Raw genomic sequence first — 22381 nt, forward strand, 5'->3', positions numbered from 1 at the left:
CGCGGGCCGTGAATCGGCCCGCGCCCTTTCCGTAGCGCCTCGACGCCTTGCGGATCCGAGCGGCCCGCTCCGGGCCGCCGTACCACCACGGACAAGAGAGCACACCGTGTTCAGACCACGTTTGCCGAGACATCGGCGTCGGCCGGGCGTTCTGCCCTTGCTCGGCGCGCTCGTTCTCGCCCTGACCATCTCGCCGTCGCTCCAGTCGGTAGCCACGGCACAACCCGTACCGGGTGCTCCGGACTCCGCCAACACCCGTGTGAGCCAGGTCCATCCGATCACCGGTCAGGGTGCGAAGAAGGCACGGGAGCAGGTCTCCCGTGAGAAGCAGGCCAACCGGCGTCTCGTTGCGAAGGCCCGGGAGGAGCGGTTCGCGAACTGGCCGAAGGCGGGGACGGTCCGCGATTCCCTCACGAAGACGGCAGCCGGCGCCGTGGTGGACGTCCAGGCCGTGGATCCGTCCGCCACGTCGCGCCAGTCGCGACCGACCGCCTCCGGTCAGGCGACGGTCCGGGTCCTGGACCAACGGGCCGCGGACAGTGCCGGTGTCACCGGAGTGCTGTTCACCGTGGGAGCCGAAAAGGCGGGGACGGCGCAGGTCACGGTGGACTACGGTGCGTTCGCCTCGGCTGTGGGCGGCAACTGGTCCAGTCGGCTGGGTCTGGTGTCGCTGCCCGCGTGCGCGCTGACCACACCCGAGAAGGCCGCGTGCCGGACCACCACCCAGGTGGGCTCCACGAACGATGTGAAGGCACACAAGGTCACCGCACGGACGGCCGTCGCCCCGCAGAGCGCTCCGATGGTGATGGCCTTGGCGGCGACGTCGGCAGGCACGTCGACAGCCGGCGCCGGCGACCTCGCGGCGACTCCCTTGTCGGCCTCGTCGTCCTGGGCGGCCGGAGCATCGTCGGGCTCGTTCACCTGGTCGTACCCGATCACGCTGCCGCCGGCGGCGGCAGGTCCGGTGCCTCAGCTCTCGCTGGCGTACGACTCGGGCAGCATCGACGGTCGCACGGCCAACACCAACAACCAGGGCTCGCTGGTCGGCGAGGGCTTCTCGATGACCGAGTCCTACGTCGAGCGGAAGTACGGCAGCTGTGAGGACGACGGCCAGGCCGACAAGTCCGATCAGTGCTGGAAGTACGAGAACGCCTCCCTCGTCCTGAACGGCAACGCCACCGAGTTGGTCAGGGACGATACGACCGGTCAGTGGAGGCTCAAGGACGACGATGCCTCGAAGGTCGTCCACGGGGTCGGCGCCGACAACGAGGACGACGGCGATGACATCAAGGATGGCAAGGGCGACGGCAAGGGCGAGTACTGGAAGGTCACCACGGGTGACGGCACCACGTACACCTTCGGCCTGAACAAGCTGCCCGGTGCGGGGACGGAGCGCACCAACTCCACCTGGACCGTGCCCGTGTTCGGTGACGACACCGATGAACCCGGCTTCTCGTCGGGCACCGGCTTCGCCGACCGCGCGAAGACCCAGGCGTGGCGCTGGAACCTCGACCTCGTCCAGGACGTCCACGGCAACGCGTCGACGTACTGGTACGCCAAGGAGAGCAACTACTACGCCAAGAACGGCGACAAGGCGAAGCCGGCGTCGTACGTGCGCGGCGGTCATCCGACGGAGATCCGGTACGGGCAGCGGCTCGACGCCCTGTTCACCGGCAACCCGTCGGGCAAGGTCGTGTTCTCGTACAAGGAGCGATGCACCGCGTCCTCGTGCGACTCGTTGACGAAGGACACCGCCGACAACTGGCCGGACGTGCCCTTCGACTCGATCTGCTCCGCTTCGGCGACGGATTGCGCCTCGACCGGACCGTCGTTCTTCAGCCGCAAGCGCGTGTCCGGCATCGACACCCACGTGTGGTCCACGGCGGCAGAGCCCGACGCCTTCAAGCCGGTGGACTCCTTCGCCCTGACCCAGGAGTTCTTCGACGGCCAGGACATCGGCAACAGCTCCGACCAGGTCCTCACTCTGACCTCGCTGAAGCGCACCGGCCTCAACGGCCCCGCCATATCCCTGCCGCCCGTCGGGTTCACCTACCACCAGCGCCCCAACCGCGTCGCGGGCGGCACCCAGCCCGGCGGGGCCGACATCCTCCCGCTGACCCGCCCACGCATCTCCACCATCACGTCCGAGACCGGAGCCATCACGACGGTCGTGCTGTCCAACCCGGAGTGCGTGCGCGGCAGCAACATGCCGACCGCCGAGGACGACAACGCACTCTCGTGCTACCCGGTTTACTGGCCGATCAACGGCGGCGACCCCGCACTCGACTGGTTCCACAAGTACCGGGTCACTGCGATCAATACGAGCGACACAGCCGCCAAGAACCCCGCGGTGGAGTACAGCTACTCCTACTCCAACCCGGGGTGGCACTACAACGACGACCCGTTCACCAAGGAGAAGGAGCGCACCTGGTCGGTCTGGCGCGGCTACCAGCAGGTGACGGCCTACACCGGTGAGGTGGGCGGCACACGGAGCAAGACGGTCAAGGTGTTCATGCAGGGCATGAACGGCGACAAGCGCAAGGACGGCAGCACGCGCAGCGCGAGCATCGTCCCGGTCCCGGTCCCGTCGGCCACCCTGTCCACGGCCACTGACCACGATCAGTACACCGGGCAGCTCCGCCAGGAAATCACATACGACGGAAACACCCCGATCTCCTTCACGGTCAACAATCTGTGGTCGAAGCAGACCGCCAGCCAGCAGAAGTCGTACGCCCACACGCGGGCGCACTTCGTGAGGGTTGCCCGCACGTACGAGTACACGTGGCTCACGACTCCCGCGAAGTGGCGGATCGCAGCAAGCACGAACACGTACGACGACACGTACGGCATGCCCACCAAGGTCGAAAACCACGGGGACTGGTCCACGACCGGCGACGAAACCTGCACCCGCACCTGGTACGCCCGCAACGACGCCGAGGGCCTCACCTCACTGGTCTCCCGGACTCGTACGGTCGGCAAGCCCTGTGCGGACACCGACGACAAGCTGACCCTGCCGACATCGGTAGCCACGCGCGGGGACGTCATCTCGGACGCCGCCACCGTCTTCGACAACCCGGCGGCCACCAGCTGGACACCCGACCAGACGCCGGTACTCGGTCTGCCCACCTGGACCGGCCAGCCAACGGGCTATCCGGCTGCGAACGGCACAGCCGACCGCAACCCCGGCGCGGGCTCCTGGCAGACCGTCGCCATCACCACGTTCGACACCGCGACAGCGAAGCTCGGCCGGCCGCTCAAGGTGAGCGACGCCAAGAGCAACGTCACGTCCACCGCCTACTACCCGGCGAGCGGCGGCCCGGTCACCGGTGTCATCGTCACCCACCCCAAGCTCGCCTCGAACGGCCAAACGCACAAGTCGTACACGTACTTCGACCCTGCACGGGGTTCGGTCACCTATGCTCTCGACGCCAACCTCAGGCGCACGGAGTACACCCGTGACGCGCTCGGCCGAGTCACCGCGACCTGGCTGCTCAACCGGTCCAAGGCCGCAGGTGACAGCCCCAACGGATCGTTCGCGTACGGTGTCAGCCAAACGGCACCGTCGTGGACCTCGATCTCCTCGCTGAAGGCCGACGGCACGAGCTACCGGACCAGCTACACGCTCTACGACTCGTTGCTGCGCCAGGTCCAGACGCAGACGCCGGGTGCAACCGGCGGACGCATTCTGACGGACACCCGCTACGACTCGCGGGGTCTCGCCGTTGTGACGCAGGCCAATGCGTACGACAGCGCAACGGCCCCCAACAGCACCTATACCGGTGTGGACCACGCGCAGTCGCCCGTACAGAACGAGACCACGTACGACGGTGCGGGACGGGCGGTGAAGACCACCCTGTCCTCGTGGGGCACCAAGAAGTGGGACACCACAACCACATATACCGGTGACTCCGTGGCCACCAGCGCCGTCCAGGGGGGCACTGCCTCCCGGGTGATCACCGACGTACTCGGCCGCACCGCGGAGACCCGCACGTACGCCGGATCCCAGCCGGACGACACGCAGTACGGTGCCACGCTCGGCACGTCGTACACGCGGGTCGGCTACACCTATACCCGCGACGGCAAGTCGCTGACCGTCACCGGACCGGACGGCGCCACCTGGTCCCACACCTACGACCTGTACGGCCGGGAGGTCTCGTCCACCGACCCCGACAAGGGCACGGTGACCACGGGCTACAACGTGCTCGACCAGATCGACCACACCAAGGACTCGGAGGGACGGTTCCTCTACTTCGGCTTCGACGAGCTGGGCCGCAAGACCGACCTGTGGCACACCAGCCGCACGGATGCCAACAAGCTCGCGAGCTGGACCTTCGACGGGTTGGTCAAGGGCCTGCCCGACCAGTCCATCCGCTATGAGAACGGTGTCAACCAGGCGACCAGCAAGGCATACACGAAGACTGTCACCGCCTACGACACCATGGGCCGCGCCACGGCGACCACGCTGACCCTGCCGGCCACCGACCCGCTCGTAACCTCCGGTGCGGTGACGTCGACGACCACCATGGGCGCGGCGTACCGTCTCGACGGCACGCTCAACAACACCAAGGAGCCGGCCGCCGGCGGCCTCGCCGCCGAAGTGGTCGAGACCCTCTACAACGACGCGGGGCTGCCCACGCAGCAGTCCGGGATCTCCGGCTATCTGCTGGGCGTGGACTACTCCGCCCTCGGCCAGGTCCACCAGCTCGAGCTCGGCACCTCCGCCGCGGCCAAGCGGGTCTTCGTCTCCAACACCTTCGAAGAAGGCACCGGCCGACTGCTGACCTCGTCCACCGACGACCAGACCCGAGGACCCGTCCAGGACCTTCAGTACGGTTACGACCAGGCCGGCAACGTCACGTCGATCTTCGACCGCGCCGACACCGGGGCCGGTGCCGACAGCCAGTGCTTCACGTATGACGGCCAGCGCCGACTGGCCGAGGCGTGGACGCCCAAGACCGCCGACTGCGCGGCAGCCGGCCGTACCGTGGCCAACCTCGGGGGCCCGGCACCGTACTGGAGCAGCTACGCCTACACGCTGTCGGGCCAGCGAGCGGCGGAGACCAGGAACGGGACCACCCCGGTCACCTCCACGTACTGCTACGACCCGACGCGTAAGCACGCCCTCAAGGCGACCACTACGTCGACCACAGCCGGTGCGTGCGACACGGCAGCGGCGCAGTACACCTACGACGATACCGGCAACACCGAGAGCCGCGTCCAGAGCACCGGATCCGCGGTGCAGCAGACGCTGGAGTGGAACGAGGAGGGGAAGCTGGCCAAGCTCACCGAGGGGAGCACCGCCACTGGCTACGTCTATGACGCCGACGGCACGCTCCTCATCCGGCGCGACAGCGCGGCGGCGGGTGAGACGGTCCTCTACCTCGGGGCCACCGAGGTCCACCTCAAGGCCGGGAAGAAGTGGGCCAACCGGTACTACACCACCGGCGGCGATCCCATCGCCCTGCGCACCAACCAGAGCGGTACCGAGAAGGTCTCCTTCCTCTCGGCCGATCACCACGGGACAAGCGGGATCGCTGTCTCGGCCGACAGCACCCAGGCGCTCAGCAAGCGCTACACGACCCCGTTCGGCGCGGGTCGGGGCACAGGCGCCGGCACCTGGCCGGACGACAAGGCGTTCCTTGGCAAGTCCGCGGACGCCGGGACAGGTCTGACGCACGTCGGCGCACGCGAGTACGACCCGTCCACCGGCCAGTTCATCAGCGTCGACCCACTGCTCACGCTGGATCAACACCAGTCCCTGAACGGCTACACGTACGCCAACAACAACCCCACCACGCTGAGCGACCCGTCGGGCCAGGCCGTGCCGGAATGCCTGACCGGCGAGATCTCCTGCACAGGGGGAATCCCTGACACGAAGGAAGAGCGCGAGAAAAAGAACAAGAAGAAGAAGGCGAAGACCCCGCCCAATCAGGACGGAAGGTCCGGCAGCGCACCGGCGGGAGCTCCGCGCTACAACTACACCCAGGAACGCGATCTCTTCACCAACGCGGAGATTGCCGCGCTGCTGCGGAAGGAGCGCGTCAAGCAGATCCTGGATGGAAAGTTTGACTTGACGAACCCCTACGAACTGGGCATCGAGGAAATCACGGAAAGGGGTTGTCGTCGCGGCGCACGTGATGGCTGCGGCGCTGCCAACCTTGCCAAGGACCTCATGGACTGGCTGGGGGAGGATACCGAAAGTGACGTCAAGGAACTGATGGAGTCCATCGATGAGTCGTGGCGGGCGGATAGGCTCAAAGGGCCATTCGCCTTTGATGACGCCGAGTTCCAGATCGCTCTGACGCTTGCCGTACAGGGCCACAAGGTGACGTCCAGAAACGACCAACAACCGGGCGCCGCCCCCGAACACAAGGGTGATGCCTGGGTCGATGGAAAGCGAACCGACTTCAAGGCAATGAAAAGCCTGAGGACTGACGGGCTCCGAGACCATCTCAAGAAGGCGGACAGAGATCAGCAGGTGGAAATGGCGGTCGTCGACCTCCGACCAGGCGGGATGGAGGAAGATGACGCGGAAGATGGCTTCGATCAATTCGCCAGAAGCAACACGAACATACGGAAGGTCGTGATCTACGGGAGGAACTACATGCTCGAGTACAACCTGTAGAATCCGTGAGCGCGGGGTGCCCAGGAAGTCGGTATCGGGCACCCCGCAATCGTCTCAGCACAATGAACGGACTGGTTATGGGGACCTTCGAGGAGCACGGTGGCGACCGGAAAGACTTCGACTTCCGAGTCGGACTTGCCGAAGGAGCCTGGGACTGCAAATCGTTCGCCGACCGGCTGTGGGGCGACGTGGCACGAATTCTGGATGTTTCGTTCAGCTCGGGGGGAAGTAGGCCAAGTGAGGGTGGCGGTTACAACTACTGGTTCGGAAACGACGATCTGCACGTGTCCATGTTTGTGGACGACGGCGAGCCGGGTTGGCCTCTCGAAAAAGTACCCGCGATGCTGACTGCCACATCCATGTCGGAGGATGTGGAAACCTGGGAACTGGCGGAGAACCTTTACGAGAGGCTCGCCGCTCTCGGGACGTACTTGCTGATCGTTTTCGAGGATTACGGCTTGCCGATCGCCGCGAATTTCGACATCGGCGACGACTGGTAGGCCCGGTGCCTCGGCAGCCGAACAAGTAGATGTCGCCCGGGTGGGCCACAGGTAGTCCTCGGTGATCGCCTGCCCACCGTCCGGGAGGCCGCCGGGTGCCCGAGGGTGGGCCACTTCCGTCGAGGGCCTTGTGGCCCTTGTCCAACGGCGGTGTCGGAGTCTTCGACCTCAAAGCCCTCCCCTGCCACGCCCACATCTGCACCCACCACTCCCCCACATGCCCCGGAGCGTCAGGCTCCGGCGGCGATCCGCGCGAGGCGGCGGGCCTCGTCACGGGTGGCGCGTGCGATGGCGTCCTCGTCCGCTGTGATGAGGTGGTTGCCCTCGACGACCGGCTTGCCGTTGACGAGGGAGAGGGTGACGGGGGCCGCGGCGCCGAAGACGAGTGCGGTCACCGGATCGGCGATGGAGGCGTGGGCGAGGGTGTCCAGCTTCCAGAGCACCAGGTCGGCGAGCTTGCCGGGCTCGAGGGAGCCGATCTGGTCGGCGCGGCCGAGTACCTGGGCGCCGCCGTACGTTCCCAGGCGCAGGGCCTGACGGGCGTTCAGGGCCTTTTCGCGGTGGGCGCCGAGGCGGTTGATGAGGAGGGCGTTGCGCAGTTCGGTGTGGAGTTCGCCGGACTCGTTGGAGGCGGTGCCGTCGACGCCGAGGCCGACCGGGACGCCCGCGGCGAGCATGTCGGGCACCCGGGCGATGCCCGCGGCGAGCCGGGCGTTGGACGAGGGACAGTGCGCCACGCCCGTTCCGGTGCGGGCGAAGGCGGCGATGTCGGAGTCGTTCATATGGACGCAGTGCGCCATCCACACGTCGTCGCCGAGCCAGCCGGTCGACTCGAAGTAGTCGGTCGGGCCCATGCCGAACAGCTCGTGGCAGAACTTCTCCTCCTCCACGGTCTCCGATCCGTGGGTGTGCATGCGCACTCCCTTGCGACGGGCCAACTCGGCTCCTTGTCTGAGCAGTTCGGTGGAGATGGAGAAAGGGGAGCAGGGTGCGACGGCAACCTGGGTCATCGCGTCGAACGAGGCGTCGTGGTGCGCGTCGACGGTCGCCTCGGTTCCGGCGAGCGCACCGTCGAGGGTCTCCACGGCGAAGTCCGGCGGCAGCCCGCCGTCCTTCACGCTGCGGTCCATGGAGCCGCGGGCGAGGGTGAACCGTACGCCCATGTCACGGGCGGCCCCGATGATGGCGCCGGACAGATCGCCGGTCCCCTGCGGGTAGACGTAGTGGTGGTCCATGGCGGTGGTGACGCCGCCGCGCGCCATCATGGCGAGCGAACCCTGCGCGGCGGCGCGGACCATCGGCTCGTCGATGCGCGCCCACGTCGGGTACAGCGCGACCAGCCAGTCGAACAGGTTGTGGTCGGTGGCGAGGCCGCGGGTGATCCACTGGTAGAAGTGATGGTGCGTGTTGATCAGGCCGGGGGTGACCAGATGCCCGGTGCCGTCGATGCGGCGTACGACGTTCTCCAGGCCCTCGGGTGCCCGGCCCGCGCGGACGGATTCGATGCGATTGCCCGCGACGACGACATGGCCCGAGGCGTACTCGGTGTCGTCGGCGTCGACGGTCGCGATCGAACAGTTCTCGATGACGATGCGTTCCACGTGCTCAGGAGCTGCCGATGCTGCCATGGTGCTTCCTCTTCTTTTCCGGCGATGTGGGCACGGCAGGACCCTAGGAGGATTTGAGTGCCACAGCCGGGCGGCTGTGGGTGCCGAGATGGTGGAAGAACAGATTGAGCAGGACCGCGACGAGCGCTCCGGCGCTGATGCCGGAGCCCAGGACGGTCTGGGCCCAGGACGGGAATCCCGCGTAGAAGCCGGGCGCGGCGAGCGGGATGATGCCCGCGCCGAGCGCCACGGCGACCAGGATGATGTCGGAGCTGTCGTCGAGTCCGGCCTCGGAGAGCGTACGGATGCCGCTCACCGCGATCGAGCCGAACAGGACGGTGCCGGCGCCGCCGAGCACGGGCATCGGCACGAGGGAGACGACCGCACCGAGCACCGGGAAGGCGCCCAGGACCAGCAATGCACAGCCTGCGGCCGCGACGGCATAGCGGCTGCGCACCTTTGTCAGTGACACCACGCCGACGTTCTGCGCGAAGGCGCTCGCCGGGAAGCCGCCGAAGACCGGGCCCAGCAGGGTGGCGATGCCGTCGGTACGCAGTCCTCGGGTGATGGTCCGGCCGTCGGTGCGCCGGTCGCAGATCTCGCCGAGCGCCAGCATTCCGGCGGAGGACTCGGTCATCAGGACGAGCATGACGATGCAGAGCGAGAGGATCGCGGCGGCCCGGAACTCGGGGGCGCCGAAGGCGAAGGGGGTGGGCAGGGCGGCGGAAACGGAGCAGCCGGCCGAAGAACGGTCCGACGGCCGGGCAGAAGACTCCGGCGACGATCACCGCCCCGTAGATCGCGGGGAGTTGGTGACCCGGCGCGGTGGTCTCGGCGATGGCGAGCATCGGGGCGGTTCCGGCGGAGGAGGCGGCGTTGACGAACGGCAGCCGGTTCCCGGCGAAGCCGCCGACGCCGAGGGTCTGCAGGACGGTGGCGCAGCCGGCGATCAGGAGGCTCGCCGCGATCAGCCGGGTCATGCCCGCCGGATCGAGGCCGACGGCCTGGCGGATGATGAGCGGCGGGGTGACGACGCCCGCGTACACGGCGGCAATGTGCTGGAGTGCGGCGGGGACGAGCCGCGAGGGGCGGAGCTTTTCGTCCACCGGGTGGACCGAGGTCTGAGGTGGGGTGGGACATGGGCCTTCTGCTTCTACCGGCCCAAGTGCGGGCTGTGCCATGGGGGTTCCCTCCGGTCCGGCCGGTCCCCGCCCGGCTGTGTGCAGGCGGGGACCGGATCGGCGCCGCGTCAGAGGTTGGTCATGTCGACCGGGATCTGCGGCTCGATTCCGTCCCGCAGCACGGTGGCCTCGATCAGGCCGTACGGGCGGTCCGCCGCGAAGTAGACAGCGCCGTCATCGGTATCGTTCTTTAGACCGAACGGCTCCAGGTCCACCAGGAAGTGATGCTTGTTCGGCAGTGAGAAGCGGATCTCGTCGACCTCGCTGCGGCTGTTGATGATGCGCGAGCCCATCTGGTACAGGGTCTGCTGCAGGGAGAGGGAGTACGTCTCGGCGAAGGCCTGGAGCATGTGCTTGCGCGTCTGCTCGTAGGACTTCTCCCAGTTGGGCATCCGCGCGTCGTCGCTGGTCCAGTTGTACCGCCACTTGGCGGACACCTCGGTCGCGAGGATGCGGTCGTACGCCTCCTTGAGCGTCGTGTACTTGTCCTTGACGTAGCCCCAGAACTCGGAGCTGGTGGAGTTCATCACCACGAGGTCCTTGAGCCCCGAGATGACCTGCCACTTCTCGCCGTCGAAAGTGATCTGGGTGGTGCGCGTCTCCTGGCCCTTGCGTACGAAGGAGTGCTTGACCTCGTCGGCGCCGATGAACTGCGAGTTGGCGTCCGAGGTGGCGATGCGCTCCCAGGCGTACTCCTCGATCCGGATCCTGGCCGTCCTGATCGGCTCCTGCGACGTCACGAAATGGCGGGCGAGGTGGATGCCGAACTGTTCGGCCGACTCGATGCCGTGTTCCTTGGCGAACGCGTACACCGTGTTCTTGGTGGTGTCGGTCGGCAGGACGTGGGCGTTGGAGCCGGAGTAGTGGACATCGTCCATGTCGCCGGAGAGGGCGATGGAGACGTTCAGGTCCTTGATGTGGTGGGTGTCGCCGTCCCGCGTGATCCTGACGACGCGGTTCTCGGCTTTGCCGTACTGGTTCTGGCCGAGGATCACAGGGCGGGGGCGGTGGGAATCGGCGGTCATGTCGGTGCTAGCTCCCTCGGTAAACGGAGTAGCCGAACGGGTTGAGCAGCAGCGGTACGTGATAGTGCTCGCCCGGCCTGACGGCGAAAGTGATCGCCACCTCCGGGAAGAACGCACCGCTGTCCCTTACGCGGGGGGCGTCCTGCTGCGCCTCGGCTTGCTTCTTGGAGAAGTACGTCTCGACCTCGAAGTCGAGTCGTACGTGAGTTGTGCCCTCCGGCAGAGCCGGCAGGTCCTTGCACCGCCCGTCCGCGTCGGTCGCGGAGCCGCCGAGCGCCACCCAGGCGGCTTCCGGGCCCGAGCGGGCCGCGAGCGAGATGGCGACACCCTCGGCGGGGCGTCCGACGCTGGTGTCCAGGATGTGCGTGGACACCGATGCGGTGGTTTCGGTGCTCATCAGTACTTGCCCTCTTCCACGAGACGGGTCAGCCGGATTCGGTTGATCTTCCCGAGTTCGGTGCGCACGATGTCGCGCTCCTGCTCGGGCGAGTTCCCGATCCGGGACTTCACCGCGTCGCGCATCTGCTCGCCGGTGGCTCCGGTGGCGCAGATCAGGAAGACATGTCCGAACCGCTCCTGGTAGACCAGGTTCAGTTCGAGCATCTCGGCCTTGAGTTCCTCGGTGGCGTCCGCCATCCCCCGCTGTTCGCGGGAGGAGGTCGGGTCTCCGGGCTTCGGGCGGCCGATCGGCGGGTGACCGGCCATCGCATCGGCCAGATCCACCGGGGTCAGCGCGGCCGTGGCGGCGTCACCGGCAAGGAGAAGGGCTTTCGCGGTGGTGTACGGGCGTCGGGAGAGGATCGCTCTCCCCCATGCCGCACTGGCACACACCTCGTGCAACGCGGCGGCGGCCTCATCGTCCGCCAGGGTGTTGAACCGGGCGAGGCCCGGTGTGGAGCTCGAAGTCACGGGAGCCTCCGTGGCTGTTTTCGCTGTGCGTCTCTTCGCGTCGCGTCGGTCGGGCTGCGGATAGCTAACGCCCTCCACAACACCACGTCAACACTTTGTTGAAACTACGCGAATGCAAAAGGCCGTCGCCCGACGCTCCGGACGACGGCCCTCCGTGGCCTTCCACAGCCTTCGCTCGCCTACGGCCTCAACTACTCGCCTTTGGCGGCATGTTCCCTGTTGAGGTAGTTGTAGACGGTGAAGCGGCTGACCCCCAGCGCACCCGCCACCGTCTCCACGCCGTGCCGTACGGAGAAAGCACCGCGCGCCTCCAGGGTTCGCACCACCGACTGCTTGGCCTTGCGGTCCAGCTCGGCGAGCGGCATGCCGTGCCGGCGCTCCATGACGGCCAGGATGTGGTCGAGCGATTCCGAGAGCTGGGGCAGCCGGACGGCTATGACGTCCTCGCCCTCCCAGGCCAGCACGACGTCGTCGGCCTGCACCTGCTCGGGCCCGAGCAGCTCGGCGCCCATGGCGTCGACGAGCGGCTTGATGGCGGTGACGAGGGGGTGGTCCGCCGGTTCGGTCACTTCGAGCCCTCCCCGATGACGTTGACCTGGAGCGACACCCGGGTGGCACCCGATGCCAGGGCGCTGCGCAGCAAGGAGTCCACCGCGGTGAGCACCTGGTCCGCGCCGCCCTCCGCCGTGTTGCCGAAGGGGCCGACGTCCACGGCGTCCAGGTCGGCTGCCTGGATGACCTCGCGGGCCACGACCGCGTGGGCGGGCGCCTCGTCGAGATCGAACGGCTCGGTGGTGAACTCCACTCTCAAGCGCACTGTGCCTCCCTCATGCGTTCGCCACGTCTTCGTGAACCCGCGGCTCGGGCCCGACCCTAACGGACGGGTGCCGGGGCCGTCCGGTGACGGTTTCGCCCTCAATCGCCGACCGGGCTCGTACTCGGGTACGGGAGCACACAGACGGCCACCGGGGCGGGGAGGGCACCACCGGTGCGGGTCAGGCCGCCGCTGCGGGCGTCGACCCGGAACACCGTCACCGTGCTCGACCTCTGGTTCGCCGCGAAGAGCAGCTTCCCGTCCGGCGAGAAGGCGATCTGGCGGGGGAAGTCGCCGCCGACGGGCACCGTGTCGAGCAGCCGCAGTACGGCGCCGTCGTCCTCGACGGCGTATCGCGTCAGGCTGTTGTGGCCCCGGTTGGCGAGGTAGGCGAACCGGCCGTCGCCGGTGACCAGGAACTGCGCGGGATAGCTGGCGCCGGCGCCGGTCCCGGTGGACTGCGGGGCGCCCGGGGACAGGATGCCGGTGGCCGGGTCGTAGCCGCAGACGACCGCGGTGTTGTCGACCTCGCAGGCCAGGTAGGCGAAGCGGCCACCCGGGTGAAATGTGATGTGCCGCGGTCCGGCCCCGGGGCGCACGGCCGCGCAGGAGACCTGGTCGAGGGTGCCGCGGTGCTCGTCGAACCGGTACGTGTACACGGAGTCGTTGCCCAGGTCCACGGCGAGGACGTGGTCGCCGTCCGGGGAGGTGACGATCTGGTGGGCGTGCGGCCCGTCCTGGCCGGGGCCGGGGGGCGGCGCAGTGTGGGCGACCAGGTCCGTGCGCTCCCCCAGCGAGCCGTCGCCCCGGATGGGGTGCACCACGACGCTGCCGGAGGTGTAGTTCGCGGTGAGCAGCCACCTTCCCGTGGGATGGACGGAGAGATGGGTGGGCCCCGCCCCGCCCGTGCTGCGGGTTCCCAGCACCCGGTGGCCGCCGTCCGGTGACAGAGCGACGGCCGTCACCCCGCCCCGGTCCTGCTCGTCGACCGCGTAGACGGTGGCGCCCGAGGGGTGCATGGCCAGGTACGAGGGATTGTCGACGCCGGTGATCGCGGGGCCGGCGGAGATCGCTCCGGTGGTGGCGTACGAGGCCGTGCCGATTCCCCTACCGCCGCCCTCGACCGAGGTATACGTACCGAGCAGCAGCTGCCGGGTGGTGCGCGGGCGCGAACCGACCGTGGGTGCGGGTTCCGGCGCAGGCCGGGGAGAGCCGGGCAGCGCGGGGGCCACGGTCAGGGCGGCACCGGCGAACAGGGCACCGAGGACGGCGCGCCGGCTGGTGGCGTGATTCATGCGAGGCACCTCGTGTGGGGGTCAGGAACTGCTCTCGACTAAGTGTCCATGAGTGTCCTTCAGGTGTCACGAGTGTCGTATGATGTGGTGTATGAACCTGACGGAATGGGCGCGCGCGCAGGGGGTCGCCCCGCGTACTGCGTACCGCTGGTTCCGTGAGGGCACGCTGCCGGTCCCTGCGGAGCGAGTGGGGCCGCGCACGATCCTGGTGAACATCGAAGCGAACACCTCACCGTCCGTGACCGGTGGCGTGGGCCTGTACGCCCGCGTCTCCTCCCACGACCAGGAGGCCGACCTGGAGCGGCAGACCGCACGCTTGTCGGCATGGGCCGCGAAGGCCGGGCATAAGGTCGTGCGCGTCGAATCCGAGATCGCTTCGGGCATGAACGGCGCCCGCGCCAAGGCCCGTCGCCTGCTGGCCGACCCGGCGGTGACCACCGTAGTGGTGGAGCACAAAGACCGGTTGGGCCGTATGAACGTCGAACTCGTTGAGGCCGCTCTGGCTGCAACCGGCCGTCGACTCGTTGTGCTGGATGACGGCGAGGTCGAAGACGACCTGGTGCACGACATGGTGGAGGTTCTGACCTCGTTCTGTGCTCGCCTGTACGGCCGCCGCAGTGCGAAGAACCGTGCCAAGAAGGCACTGGAAGCGGCGGCTGCCGATGGCTGACAAGAAGCAGCTCCGTACCATCGACCCGCCGTTCGTTGCTGTCGGCCCGTCCGGTGTGGCGTTACGCGACCGCCTCAAGCACCTCACGCCAAAGGACGAGAAGGTGTTGCGTCTGGCCGGCGAGCACCAAGGCCGCCTGGCCTCTCTCGATCTCAAGGCCCGTTGCGAAGCCGGGCACAAGCACGACAACGACGCGTGGGCATCCCGGAAGCGTGACCTGACCGAGCAGTCGTCGTCGCGCATCGCGGGTGCGATCACGAAGGCCACGCACGACCAGTACGGTCTGGCCCGACGCTGCCTGCTCGCCCATGTCCAGAACCTTGAGGCCGGTATCCGCACGCTGCGACACCGCCTGTCCCTCCCGATCGGGGAGAAAGGCAGCAAGCGGGCGCCGGGCGGGTACCGGTCCAAGGGCGAGTGGTTCCACAAGTCCCGCCGCCTGGCCACCCTGGAACACCGCCTCGACGTGGCCCGCGACGACTGGAAGACCGGACACGTCCGTGTCGTTCGCGGCGGCCGGCGGCTGCTCAAGAACCGGCACAACCTTCAGGCCGCGCAGCTCACCGAGCACGAATGGCGTCAGCGTTGGGAGGCTGAGCGCTGGTTCCTCGCCGCAGACGGCGAGTCCGGAAAACGCTTCGGGAACGAGACGATCCGCGTCACCCCTGACGGCGAAGTATCGATCAAGATGCCCGCCCCGCTCGCCCACCTGGCCAACAGCAAGCACGGCCGGTACGTTCTTGCCTCCAAGGTCGCGTTCGCGCACCGTGGGGACGAGTGGCGCGACCGCACCGAGGCCAACCGTGCCGTCGCCTACCGCATCCACTACCACGTTGAGCGGGGCCGCTGGTACCTGACCGCGTCGTGGACCAGGCCCGCTGTGCAGACGATGCCGGTATGCCTACCGGCAAGCTCAAGGCTCGCATCGTCTCCATGGCCGCCGAACACGGCATCGCCATCGTCGCCGTCGACCCGGCATACACCTCGATGTGGGGCGACCAGCACTGGCGCAAGCCCCTGATCAGCAAGACTCGCAGCATGACTCGCCATGACGCCGCCTCGGTGGCCATTGGCAGACGCGCCCTCGGGCACCTGATCCGGCGACGGACGGCACCGCCCCAGCATCACCAGAGTGATGGTGCTGGGCATCGGACCGTCCAGGCCGATCACGGTGACCGAGGCCGTGAGGAAACCCGCCGCCCTGTCGCGGAGCGTGCACACGATGCGCGTCGCCGGACAGGGACAACGAGAACGCGGGGGACCAGCGCATCCAAAACCGTTCGGGATGCGCGCAGTTCCGGGACGTGGGTACAAGGCTCACTCCTGGACACTGTTTAGGAACGGTCGGCTGCATCGGATGCACCAGCCACCCTTACCCGCCCCGCACCCCCTCAGCAAGCGGCGCAATTCCGGTTGCACCTTGCACAACCCGCACGAAGGCACCCGACCGAATTCCGGGCACCCCCTTGACAGCTCTCCCAGCTCCGGGGCAGTCCTCCCTGTGGAGCACGGCGGTCGGGGCCTGCCCGGTGATGCAGAGGATCGGGATGGAGTCGGCGATGGCGGAGTAGAGGCCGGTGACCATGTCGGTGCCGGCCGGTCCCGACGTACCGATGCAGACGCCGATGTTGCCCGGGCGTGCCCGGGTGTAGCCCTCCGCCATGTGGGAGGCGCCCTCGACATGGCGGGCGAGCGTGTGATGAACCCCGCCGGAGGCCTTGAGGGCCGCGTAGAAGGGGTTGATCGCAGCGCCCGGCACACCGAACGCGTTGCCGACGCCTTCGCGCTTGAGGATCTCAACTGCCGCTCGGGCAGCGGTCATTCGAGGCATTGAGTGCTCCTGCTCGGGCCTGGTGGAGTCGGGCCCTGTCGCGCCACCTGAGAGCACCAATTCCGCATTGACTCCGCGTCAATTCCGCATTGCGGAACATTGATTCTGTTATGCGGAAGTCAATCTAAAGTGTGCCCGGGCGACCGTCAAGAGAGTGAGCGCGGGGCGGCCGATGCGCGCACCGGTCCGCGAAGTACGCCAAGTCACTCCCCAGGACCTCGCTCTTGGTGGACCATGGGGATACGGAGCGAAGTCGGCCCGCATCGGTCGGCGCCGGCGCGCTTCGGTGCGCCGAGGTGGCCCTGTCGCCGGGGCGCGCAACCGGGGCCGGAGGGAGTTCATGGTGGAGTCGGTGCCGGTACGCTGCCCGGCGTGCCGCCGCGACCACACGTACAGCACGCCGGTCTATCCCTGCCCGTGCGGTGCGCCGACCGCCCCGCCCGTGCTGCGCGGCGCCCCGGTCGTACCGATCACGCACCGCACCTGGAACGACGACTGGGTGACGGTGCGCTGTCGCACCTGCGGGCGCCACGACCAGTGGCCGCAGCCGGAGCTGTGCTGCCCGTGCGGGACGGTGCTGCGGATACCGGTCCGGCCGGTGACGGAAACCGACAGTACCCCCGGACCCGCCGACGGGGCGCGGCCCGACCGGCCGTCCCACATTCCGCTGCCGGGTACGGCGCCGCAGCCCCGGCCGGCGTTCCAGCCCCTGCCGATCCGTACCGCACACGATGCGGTCGCGAGCGCCGCCCTCTATCTGAAGTGGCTGGGCTACCACGATGTCGTACAGCCGGCCCAGCGCTCCCCCGCGCGGATCGATCTGCGGGCCACCGGGCTGATCGCCCAGGTCGACGCGGTCTCCCGCCCGACCGTCCTGCGCGACGTCGAGTGCCTCTGGCTCAACGCGCTGAGCGCATCGGTCACCAGCGCGTTCTTCTCGCTCGCGGGGTACGCGCAGGACGCCGAAGCGCGCGCGAACGGCCTCGGCATCCCACTCTTCGTCATGGACCGCACGGGAACGCCGCAGCCGGTCAACAGCCCCGCGGACGAGCTGATCAGCACCGGCGCCTGAGCCCGGGGCGCCATACTGGCCGTATGCGTATCCGTACCGCCCGCCGCTCCGATCTTCCGCTGCTTCAGGACATCGAGCGCGCCGCCGGCGAACCGTTCCGCGCGCTCGGTATGTCCGCCGTCGCGGACGACGATCCCCCGCCGCTCGGACTGCTGGACGACTACCGCCGGGCCGGCCGCGCCTGGGTGGCCGCCGACCCCGACGACCGCCCGGTCGGCTACTTGATCGCCGACCCGGTCGACGGCGCGGCCCACATCGAACAGGTCTCCGTCCATCCGTCCGCCGCACGACGCGGTCTGGGCAGCACGCTCATCGACCACCTCACCGGGTGGGCGCACGAGCGGAAGCTGGGCGCGCTGACGCTGACGACCTTCTCCCACGTCCCGTGGAACGCGCCGTACTACGCGCGCCTCGGTTTCCGAACGCTGGGCGAGACCGAGCTCACCGACGGACTGAGGAAGATCAGGGCGGAGGAGGCGGAACACGGCTTGGACCGCTGGCCGAGGGTCTGCATGCGGCGCGAGATCCCGCGCGCCGGGCACGACCCGCACCTCAGCGGAACCGACCGACAACAGTGAGTGCAATCGGTCACGTTCGGGCCGAGGGCCACAAATGTTCGGTCGGTTGTCAGTGTCGGGCCTTAAGGTAGGGAACATGGCTTTAACTCCACGGCACACACCGCCTGTCGACCCGCCGCGCACGACCCGACCGACGTCCCCGTCCGCCGCCGAGGCGAACGAAGCGATACGGGCCCTGGTCGACGCGCGCGCCGGACAGGACTGGTCCTCCGTGGAGTCCGCCGCCTACGAGGTGCTGCTGATCGAATGGGCGGCCGCGACCCGGGGCGTTGCCGACGACATCATCGAGGCCGCCTGACAACGCCCGTGGCGATCCGGTCCTACTGCCCGTAGCCCTCCCGCAGTTCGATCTTCCGGACCTTCCCGCTGACCGTCATCGGGAAGGTCTCCAGGATCTGCAGCCGCCGCGGGATCTTGTAGTGCGCCAGCTGTTCACGGCAGTAGCCCGTCACCTCTTCCCGCACCCTACGGCCATAGCCCGGCACCGGATCGACTGCGGAAGACCGCCGGGGTGGACGGGGAATCTCAGGGTTGTGGGCTGAGTTTTTTTGGGGGACAGCCCCACCCGGTTTCGGGGTTTTCCCGGAGTGTGCCGAGGTGTCCGCCGCCCCTAGCGTGCGGGTATGTCAACTTCCCGACGCATCAAGGCCTTCGCGGCGTGCGCGGCGGTGCTCGCCGCCACCGCGACGACCACCGCCACCGCCACAGCCGCTGCCCCGGACCCGTTCGCCCGCTTCCACGGCCAGCACGTCGACTGGCATGCCTGCGCCCTCGGCCTCGACGACGAGCTGGGCCAGGAACTGGACGCCGCCGGCGCCGACTGCGCCGACATCACCGTGCCGCTCGACTACGCCGACCCCGGCGGTCGCACCGTCACCGTCGCCTTATCCCGCCTGAAGGCCACCGACACCGCCCACCGCGTCGGCCCGCTGCTGCTCAACGACGGGGGACCGGCCGGCCCCAGCCTCCATATGCCGCTGACCAAGTCGGAGGTGATGGGAGAGGTCGCCGACCGCTACGACCTGATCGGCATGGACCCGCGCTTCGTCGGCCGGAGCACCCCGCTGGACTGCGGCTGGGACCTCGGCTCCGCCCTCGTCCGCTCCGCGGGCGCCGACCTGGCGGCGTACCGCGAGGAAGCCGCCGTCGCACGCGAGCTGGCCCGGCGGTGCGAGCGCGCCCACGGCGACGTGCTGCCGTACGTCACCACCCGCAACACCGCCCGCGACATGGACGTCATCCGTGCCGCCCTCGGCGCGGACACCCTCTCCTACCTCGGCTACTCCTACGGCAGTTACCTCGGCGAGGTATACACCCAGCTCTTCCCCGGCCGCACCGGCCGCATGGTGCTCGACGGCGTCAATTCCCCGGAGTACTACAACCAAACCCTGCTGCGCGGCGCCGAGGCGGCCAACGAGGCGGCCCTGCGCGCGTGGGCGTCGTGGGCCGCCGCGCGGCACGGCACATACGGGCTGGGCGCCACGCGCGGCAAGGTCCTGGCAACGGTGCAGCACATCCTCGACGCCGCTGTCCAGGAGCCGCTGCGGATCGGAAAGGCGTACCTGCTGGACGAGCACGTGCTCCCCTCAGTCTTCATCGGCGGCCTCGGCAGCGACCTCGACGAGCGGCGCGCCGACCTGGCCGGAACCGTACGCCTGCTGGCGCGCGCCGCGGACCGGGAGCCGGTCGAGCCGTCCGAAGCGCTCGCCGGGCAGCTGGAGTTCCTGCTGACCGGGGCGGGCTCGGCCTCCAGCAGCCAGATGACCGCGATCGTCTGCGGCGACGTGGCCGAGCGGCGCGGCGTCGGCAGCTACTGGCGCGCGGTCGAGGAGTCCCGCGAGCGGTTCCCCCTCACCGGGCCGCTGGCCAACAACATCACCCCCTGCGAGTTCTGGGACCGGCCCGCCGAGGCGCCGACCGTGCTCGACAACGACGTCCCGGCCCTGCTCGTCGCCGCCACCGGCGACCCCCGCACCGTCTACGCCGGCGCCGAGGCCATGCGCGAGCAGTGGCCGAGCTCCCGGCTGCTCGCCGTGGAGGGCGCCCGCCAGCACGGCCTGTACGGCGAGTACGGCAACGCCTGCGTCGACGAGCGCGTCAACGCCTACCTGCGTACGGGACGGCTCCCCGCGCACGACCTGACCTGCGAGGCGTAGCCCCGGCAGCGGCTGACAGCGGTACCCGGCGACGCGGGCGGTGCCGGCGTCGCCGGGGCGCACACACCGAGACCGGCCCGAGAAATCACCCCGCGCCACATTGGCTACACCGTGCTACATGTCACTTCGCCGTGGCTTCGGGAGCGACGGGCCGTACCGGCCGTACAACTCGGGGCAGTTGATCGCCCAGATCCCGACCCGGTCCCCCTTGGCCACCCCGACGCCATCAGCGCACGCGCCAGCTCGTCGACCGCCGGGCCGAATTCGGCGTACGTCCAGCGTCGCCCCGATGCGACGTCGACGAGCGCCTCGCGCTCACCGAACGCCTCGACCGCGCGGTCGAGATTGTGTCCGATGGTGTCGCCGAGCAGCGCCGTCGTGCCGGTGCCGTGCGCGTAGGACAGCTCGCTCATCGCAGATCCCCCTCGTCGTACTCGGTGCCGGTGCCCTGGGCCGTGCGCTCGCGCAGCTCGATGCGGCGGATCTTGCCGGAGACGGTCTTGGGCAGCTCGGCGAACTCCAGCCGCCTGACCCGCTTGTACGGGGCGAGGACCGCCCGGGAGTGCTCGAACAGCACCTTCGCCGTGTCCGGACCGGGCTCCCAGCCCTCCGCGAGCACGATGTACGCCTTCGGCACCGCGAGCCGTACCGGATCGGGGGCCGGGACGACGGCGGCCTCGGCGACCGCCTCGTGCTCCAGCAGGGCGCTCTCCAGCTCGAACGGCGAGATCTTGTAGTCGGATGCCTTGAAGACGTCGTCGGCGCGGCCGACATAGGTGATGTAGCCGTCCTCGTCGCGGGAGCCGATGTCACCGGTGCGGTAGTAACCGCCCGCCATGGCCTCGGCGGTCCGGTCCGGGTCGCCGTGGTAGCCGGTCATCAGACCTATAGGACGGTCCGACAGATCGAGGGCGATCTCGCCCTCGGCCGCGCCGGGGTCACCGGTGACCGGGTCGAGGAGCTCGACCTTGAAGCCGGGGCTGGGCCGGCCCATCGATCCGGCCTTCAGCGGCTGGCCCGGGGTGTTGGCGACCTGGACGGCGGTCTCTGTCTGGCCGAAGCCGTCCCGGATGGTGACGCCCCAGGTGCGCCGCACCGTCTCGATGACCTCCGGGTTCAGCGGCTCACCGGCCGCGACGACCTCGCGCGGCGGGGTCTTCAGCTGGGAGAGATCGGCCTGGATCAGCATCCGCCAGACGGTGGGCGGGGCGCAGAAGCTGGTGACGCCCGAGCGGTCCATCTCGGCCATCAGCCGGCCCGCGTCGAAGCGGGTGTAGTTGAAGATGAAGACGGTCGCCTCGGCGCTCCAGGGCGCGAAGAGATTCGACCAGGCGTGCTTGGCCCAGCCGGGCGAGGAGATGTTGAGGTGGACGTCCCCGGGCTTGAGGCCGATCCAGTACATCGTCGACAAGTGGCCCACGGGGTAGGAGACATGGGTGTGCTCGACGAGCTTGGGGCTGGCGGTCGTACCGGAGGTGAAGTAAAGCATCAGGGGCTCGTCGGCGTCGGTCTCCCGGTCCGCCCCGAAGGTCTCCGGCTGACCGTCGGCGCCGGTGTACGACAGCCAGCCGGGCACGTCGGCGCCGACCGAGATCCGGGTGTAGTCGCCGGGCACCTCGTCGAACTTGGCGGTGTCGGTATCCCGTACCAGGACGTGCCGGACCCGGCCGCGCTCCACCCGGTCGCGCAGATCGACCGGGCCGAGGAGCGGGGTGGCGGGGATGACGACGGCGCGCAGTTTCATCGCGGCCAGCGCCGTCTCCCACAGCTCGACCTGGTTGCCGAGCATGACGAGGATGCGGTCCCCGGCGCGTACCCCCTGGGCTCGAAGCCAGTTCGCGGCCTGGTTGGAGCGGGCGGACATCCGGGCGAAGGACACCTCGGTGCGGCCGCCGTCCTCCTCCACGATGTGCAGGGCGGTGCGGTCGTTGTTCTCGGCGATGGCGTCGAACCAGTCGAGCGCCCAGTTGAAATGGTCGGTCCGGGGCCAGCGGAAGCCCTCGTAGGCCGCGTGGTAGTCCTCGCGGTGCTGCAGCAGATAGTCCCGGGCGGCCCGGAACGTTTCCGTCGCGCTGATTGCCGACATGTGCCCTCCTCATTGCTGACCGGACCGGTCAC

15 protein-coding genes and 5 pseudogenes are annotated in these 22381 nt (G+C 68.8%); 8 read left to right on the forward strand and 12 right to left on the reverse strand.

The window, feature by feature from the left end; genetic code table 11:
* Positions 1-157 precede the first annotated feature (157 nt).
* Together OG953_RS09505 and OG953_RS09510 are read left to right on the forward strand one after the other, a co-directional pair.
* Positions 158-6625, forward strand: coding sequence for an RHS repeat-associated core domain-containing protein (locus OG953_RS09505; RefSeq protein ID WP_405683441.1), 6468 nt, complete (start codon positions 158-160; stop codon positions 6623-6625).
* 77 nt (positions 6626-6702) lie between these two features.
* Positions 6703-7125 carry a hypothetical protein gene (locus OG953_RS09510; RefSeq protein ID WP_405683442.1) on the forward strand — a complete coding sequence of 141 codons (423 nt, stop codon included), beginning with the start codon at positions 6703-6705 and terminating at the stop codon, positions 7123-7125.
* A gap of 230 nt (positions 7126-7355) precedes the next feature.
* Here OG953_RS09510 and OG953_RS09515 read toward each other — a convergent pair whose 3' ends face one another.
* From OG953_RS09515 to OG953_RS09550, 8 genes and pseudogenes are all read right to left on the reverse strand, one after another.
* Positions 7356-8753 carry an 8-oxoguanine deaminase gene (locus OG953_RS09515; RefSeq protein ID WP_405683443.1) on the reverse strand — a complete coding sequence of 466 codons (1398 nt, stop codon included), beginning with the start codon at positions 8751-8753 and terminating at the stop codon, positions 7356-7358.
* Between the two features lie 43 nt (positions 8754-8796).
* Positions 8797-9913 (reverse strand): annotated as a pseudogene (locus OG953_RS09520) (solute carrier family 23 protein).
* 68 nt (positions 9914-9981) lie between these two features.
* Entirely contained in the window at positions 9982-10938 is a 957-nt protein-coding gene (gene pucL, locus OG953_RS09525; protein WP_405683444.1) for a factor-independent urate hydroxylase, read from the reverse strand.
* Between the two features lie 7 nt (positions 10939-10945).
* Complete coding sequence (gene uraH, locus OG953_RS09530) at positions 10946-11335, reverse strand: hydroxyisourate hydrolase (RefSeq protein ID WP_383079985.1); 390 nt, start codon at positions 11333-11335, stop codon at positions 10946-10948.
* Entirely contained in the window at positions 11335-11847 is a 513-nt protein-coding gene (gene uraD / locus OG953_RS09535; protein ID WP_405683445.1) for a 2-oxo-4-hydroxy-4-carboxy-5-ureidoimidazoline decarboxylase, read from the reverse strand. Before uraD ends, uraH begins: the two co-directional genes overlap by 1 nt.
* A gap of 191 nt (positions 11848-12038) precedes the next feature.
* The gene (locus OG953_RS09540) at positions 12039-12416 is read right to left on the reverse strand and encodes a helix-turn-helix domain-containing protein (RefSeq protein ID WP_405683446.1); all 378 of its coding nucleotides are present in this window, start codon (positions 12414-12416) and stop codon (positions 12039-12041) included.
* A complete protein-coding gene (locus OG953_RS09545; RefSeq protein WP_405683447.1) occupies positions 12413-12664 on the reverse strand; it encodes a hypothetical protein in 252 nt (83 codons plus the stop codon). Before OG953_RS09545 ends, OG953_RS09540 begins: the two co-directional genes overlap by 4 nt.
* 98 nt (positions 12665-12762) lie before the next feature.
* A complete protein-coding gene (locus tag OG953_RS09550) occupies positions 12763-13956 on the reverse strand; it encodes a lactonase family protein (RefSeq protein ID WP_405683448.1) in 1194 nt (397 codons plus the stop codon).
* A 91-nt stretch (positions 13957-14047) separates the two neighbouring features.
* Between OG953_RS09550 and OG953_RS09555 the strand changes: the two genes are divergently transcribed.
* Positions 14048-14626, forward strand: a complete 579-nt coding sequence (locus tag OG953_RS09555) for an IS607 family transposase (RefSeq protein WP_405683449.1) — start codon at positions 14048-14050, stop codon at positions 14624-14626.
* Positions 14619-15964 (forward strand): annotated as a pseudogene (locus tag OG953_RS09560) (IS200/IS605 family accessory protein TnpB-related protein). Before OG953_RS09555 ends, OG953_RS09560 begins: the two are co-directional and overlap by 8 nt.
* Positions 15965-16117: 153 nt before the next feature.
* Here OG953_RS09560 and OG953_RS09565 read toward each other — a convergent pair.
* A pseudogene (locus OG953_RS09565) lies at positions 16118-16457 on the reverse strand (thiamine pyrophosphate-binding protein); the annotation flags it as partial.
* Positions 16458-16800: 343 nt separating this feature from the next.
* Here OG953_RS09565 and OG953_RS09570 point away from each other — a divergent pair.
* From OG953_RS09570 to OG953_RS09580, 3 genes are all read left to right on the forward strand, one after another.
* Entirely contained in the window at positions 16801-17529 is a 729-nt protein-coding gene (locus tag OG953_RS09570; protein ID WP_405691745.1) for a hypothetical protein, read from the forward strand.
* A 23-nt stretch (positions 17530-17552) separates the two neighbouring features.
* Positions 17553-18107: a GNAT family N-acetyltransferase gene (locus OG953_RS09575; protein ID WP_405683450.1), complete on the forward strand. Its 555-nt coding sequence runs from the start codon at positions 17553-17555 to the stop codon at positions 18105-18107.
* A gap of 76 nt (positions 18108-18183) precedes the next feature.
* Entirely contained in the window at positions 18184-18405 is a 222-nt protein-coding gene (locus tag OG953_RS09580) for a hypothetical protein (protein WP_383043417.1), read from the forward strand.
* A 22-nt stretch (positions 18406-18427) separates the two neighbouring features.
* On the opposite strand, the pseudogene OG953_RS09585 reads toward OG953_RS09580, so the two are convergent.
* Positions 18428-18631: pseudogene (locus OG953_RS09585) on the reverse strand (AMP-binding enzyme); the annotation flags it as partial.
* A 99-nt stretch (positions 18632-18730) separates the two neighbouring features.
* Between OG953_RS09585 and OG953_RS09590 the strand changes: the two are divergent.
* A complete protein-coding gene (locus tag OG953_RS09590) occupies positions 18731-20263 on the forward strand; it encodes an alpha/beta hydrolase (protein WP_405683451.1) in 1533 nt (510 codons plus the stop codon).
* 168 nt (positions 20264-20431) lie between these two features.
* Here the strand turns inward: OG953_RS09590 and OG953_RS09595 are convergent.
* Positions 20432-20676, reverse strand: a pseudogene (locus OG953_RS09595) (AMP-binding protein); the annotation flags it as partial.
* Positions 20673-22349, reverse strand: a complete 1677-nt coding sequence (locus tag OG953_RS09600; RefSeq protein WP_405683452.1) for an AMP-binding protein — start codon at positions 22347-22349, stop codon at positions 20673-20675. The pseudogene OG953_RS09595 and the gene OG953_RS09600, both read right to left, overlap by 4 nt.
* Positions 22350-22381 lie beyond the last annotated feature (32 nt).

Origin of the sequence: Streptomyces sp. NBC_00057, from assembly GCF_045041165.1 — a bacterium.
Classification (GTDB): domain Bacteria; phylum Actinomycetota; class Actinomycetes; order Streptomycetales; family Streptomycetaceae; genus Streptomyces.

Bases quoted from the DNA above. Each gene is read 5' to 3' on its own strand.
- OG953_RS09510 (WP_405683442.1), top strand. From the start codon at position 6,703: ATGGGGACCTTCGAGGAGCACGGTGGCGACCGGAAAGACTTCGACTTC.
- OG953_RS09515 (WP_405683443.1), bottom strand. From the start codon at position 8,753: ATGGCAGCATCGGCAGCTCCTGAGCACGTGGAACGCATCGTCATCGAG.
- pucL (WP_405683444.1), bottom strand. From the start codon at position 10,938: ATGACCGCCGATTCCCACCGCCCCCGCCCTGTGATCCTCGGCCAGAAC.
- uraH (WP_383079985.1), bottom strand. From the start codon at position 11,335: ATGAGCACCGAAACCACCGCATCGGTGTCCACGCACATCCTGGACACC.
- OG953_RS09550 (WP_405683448.1), bottom strand. From the start codon at position 13,956: ATGAATCACGCCACCAGCCGGCGCGCCGTCCTCGGTGCCCTGTTCGCC.
- OG953_RS09555 (WP_405683449.1), top strand. From the start codon at position 14,048: ATGAACCTGACGGAATGGGCGCGCGCGCAGGGGGTCGCCCCGCGTACT.
- OG953_RS09575 (WP_405683450.1), top strand. From the start codon at position 17,553: ATGCGTATCCGTACCGCCCGCCGCTCCGATCTTCCGCTGCTTCAGGAC.
- OG953_RS09580 (WP_383043417.1), top strand. From the start codon at position 18,184: ATGGCTTTAACTCCACGGCACACACCGCCTGTCGACCCGCCGCGCACG.
- OG953_RS09590 (WP_405683451.1), top strand. From the start codon at position 18,731: ATGTCAACTTCCCGACGCATCAAGGCCTTCGCGGCGTGCGCGGCGGTG.
- OG953_RS09600 (WP_405683452.1), bottom strand. From the start codon at position 22,349: ATGTCGGCAATCAGCGCGACGGAAACGTTCCGGGCCGCCCGGGACTAT.